The sequence below is a fragment of the Limnohabitans sp. DM1 genome (genome assembly GCF_001269385.1).
In the GTDB taxonomy this organism is placed as follows: Bacteria; Pseudomonadota; Gammaproteobacteria; order Burkholderiales; family Burkholderiaceae_C; genus Limnohabitans_A.
Map to the genome: position 1 here is coordinate 1 of NZ_CXOO01000009.1, position 3,290 is coordinate 3,290.

A 3,290-nucleotide genomic window follows, 5' to 3' on the forward strand; every position below is an offset into this window, starting at 1 on the left:
AGACGTGTGCTCCTTCCGATCTCGATGTCGTTGCCTTCGCCGCCGCTGATCGAGTCGTTGCCATTACCGCCTTCAACGATGTCGTTACCTTCGCCCCCGTTGATCGAGTCGTCGCCATTACCGCCGTCTAAGCTGTCATTGCCGTCGCCACCGTCAACGATGTCGTTACCTTCGCCGCCGTTGATCGAGTCGTCGCCATTACCGCCGTCAATGGAGTCTGCGCCATTTCCGCCGTCAATGGCGTCATTGCCATCGCCACCGTCAACGATGTCGTTACCTTCGCCGCCATTGATCGAGTCGTCGCCATTACCGCCGTCAATGGAGTCGGCACCGTCSCCACCATCAACGATGTCGTTACCTTCGCCGCCGTTGATCGAGTCGTCGCCATTACCGCCGTCAATGGAGTCGGCGCCATCGCCACCATCAACGATGTCGTTACCTTCGCCGCCATTGATCGAGTCGTCTCCATTACCGCCGTCAATGGAGTCTGCACCATTACCGCCGTCAACGATGTCGTTACCTTCGCCGCCATTGATCGAGTCGTCGCCATTACCGCCGTCAATGGAGTCGGAACCGTCCCCACCGTCAACGATGTCGTTGCCTTCGCCGCCATTGATCGAGTCGTCGCCATTACCACCGTCTAAGCTGTCATTGCCGTCCCCACCGTCAACGATGTCGTTACCTTCGCCGCCGCTGATCGAGTCGTCGCCATTACCACCGTCTAAGCTGTCATTGCCATCCCCACCATCAACGATGTCGTTACCTTCGCCGCCGTTGATCGAGTCGTCGCCGTTACCGCCGTCAATGGTGTCTGCGCCATCGCCACCGTCAACGATGTCGTTACCTTCACCGCCGTCAATGGAGTCGTCGCCATTACCACCGTCTAAGCTGTCATTGCCATCCCCACCGTCAACGATGTCGTTACCTTCGCCGCCGTTGATCGAGTCGTTGCCATTACCGCCGTCAATGGAGTCTGCACCATTTCCGCCGTCAATGGTGTCTGCGCCATCGCCACCATCAACGATGTCGTTACCTTCGCCGCCATTGATCGAGTCGTCTCCATTACCGCCGTCAATGGAGTCGGCACCGTCCCCACCGTCAACGATGTCGTTACCTTCGCCGCCGTTGATCGAGTCGTCGCCATTACCGCCGTCAATGGTGTCTGCGCCATCGCCACCATCAACGATGTCGTTGCCTTCGCCGCCGTTGATCGAGTCGTCTCCATTACCGCCGTCAATGGTGTCTGCGCCATCGCCACCTTCAACGATGTCGTTGCCTTCGCCGCCGTTGATCGAGTCGTCTCCATTACCGCCGTCAATGGTGTCTGCACCATTTCCGCCGTCAATGGTGTCTGCGCCATCGCCACCATCAACGATGTCGTTACCTTCGCCGCCATTGATCGAGTCGTCTCCATTACCGCCGTCAATGGAGTCGGCACCGTCCCCACCGTCAACGATGTCGTTACCTTCGCCGCCATTGATCGAGTCGTCGCCATTACCACCGTCAATGGTGTCGGCGCCATCGCCACCGTCAACGATGTCGTTACCTTCGCCGCCGTTGATCGAGTCGTTGCCATTACCGCCGTCAATGGTGTCTGCACCATTTCCGCCGTCAATGGTGTCTGCGCCATCGCCACCATCAACGATGTCGTTACCTTCGCCACCGTTGATCGAGTCGTCGCCATTACCGCCGTCAATGGAGTCGTCGCCATTACCACCGTCTAAGCTGTCATTGCCATCCCCACCGTCAACGATGTCGTTACCTTCGCCGCCGTTGATCGAGTCGTCGCCATTACCGCCGTCTAAGCTGTCATTGCCGTCGCCACCGCCAACGATGTCGTTGCCTTCGCCGCCATTGATCGAGTCGTCTCCATTACCGCCGTCAATGGAGTCGGCACCGTCCNCCACCGTCAACGATGTCGTTGCCTTCRCCGCCGTTGATCGAGTCGTTGCCATTACCGCCGTCAATGGTGTCTGCRCCATCGCCACCATCAACGATGTCGTTACCTTCGCCGCCGTTGATCGAGTCGTTGCCATTACCGCCGTCAATGGTGTCTGCACCATCGCCACCATCAACGATGTCGTTACCTTCGCCGCCGTTGATCGAGTCGTTGCCATTACCGCCGTCAATGGTGTCTGCGCCATCGCCACCATCAACGATGTCGTTGCCTTCGCCGCCGTTGATCGAGTCGTCGCCATTACCGCCGTCAATGGTGTCTGCGCCATCGCCACCATCAACGATGTCGTTRCCTTCGCCGCCGTTGATCGAGTCGTTGCCATTACCGCCGTCAATGGTGTCTGCGCCATCGCCACCTTCAACGATGTCGTTGCCTTCGCCGCCGTTGATCGAGTCGTCGCCATTACCRCCGTCAATGGTGTCTGCGCCATCGCCACCATCRACGATGTCATTACCTTCGCCGCCGCTGATCGAGTCGTTGCCATTACCGCCATCAACGATGTCGTTGCCTTCGCCTCCGTTGATCGAGTCGTCTCCATTACCGCCGTCAATGGAGTCTGCGCCATCGCCACCRTCAACGATGTCGTTGCCTTCGCCGCCGTTGATCGAGTCGTTGCCATTACCGCCGTCAATGGTGTCTGCGCCATCGCCACCATCAACGATGTCGTTRCCTTCGCCGCCGTTGATCGAGTCGTCGCCATTACCGCCGTCAATGGTGTCTGCGCCATCGCCACCATCAACGATGTCGTTACCTTCGCCGCCGTTGATCGAGTCGTCTCCATTACCGCCGTCAATGGTGTCTGCGCCATCGCCACCATCAACGATGTCGTTACCTTCGCCMCCGTTGATCGAGTCGTCGCCATTACCGCCGTCAATGGTGTCTGCGCCATCGCCACCKTCAACGATGTCGTTRCCTTCGCCGCCGTTGATCGAGTCGTCTCCATTACCGCCGTCAATGGTGTCTGCGCCATCGCCACCATCAACGATGTCGTTGCCTTCGCCGCCGTTGATCGAGTCGTCGCCATTACCGCCGTCAATGGYGTCTGCACCATTTCCGCCGTCAATGGTGTCTGCGCCATCGCCACCRTCAACGATGTCGTTACCTTCGCCGCCATTGATCGAGTCGTCGCCATTACCGCCGTCAATGGAGTCGGCACCATTACCACCGTCAATGAGGTCGTCGCCTTCGCCACCATTGACGATGTCGTTGCCTTCACCGCCGTTGATAGAGTCGTTGCCATTACCGCCGTCAATGGTGTCGGCGCCTTCGCCACCATCAATGATGTCATTGCCTTCGTCATCGTTGCTCGAGTCGGTGCCATAACCGCCGTCAA

General features: G+C 58.5%; 2 pseudogenes. Both read right to left on the reverse strand.

Annotated elements, in window-relative coordinates:
• Positions 1-1,907: pseudogene (locus tag AMM33_RS01245) on the reverse strand (hypothetical protein); the annotation flags it as partial.
• Positions 1,882-3,290 (reverse strand): annotated as a pseudogene (locus tag AMM33_RS01250) (calcium-binding protein); the annotation flags it as partial. The pseudogenes AMM33_RS01245 and AMM33_RS01250, both read right to left, overlap by 26 nt.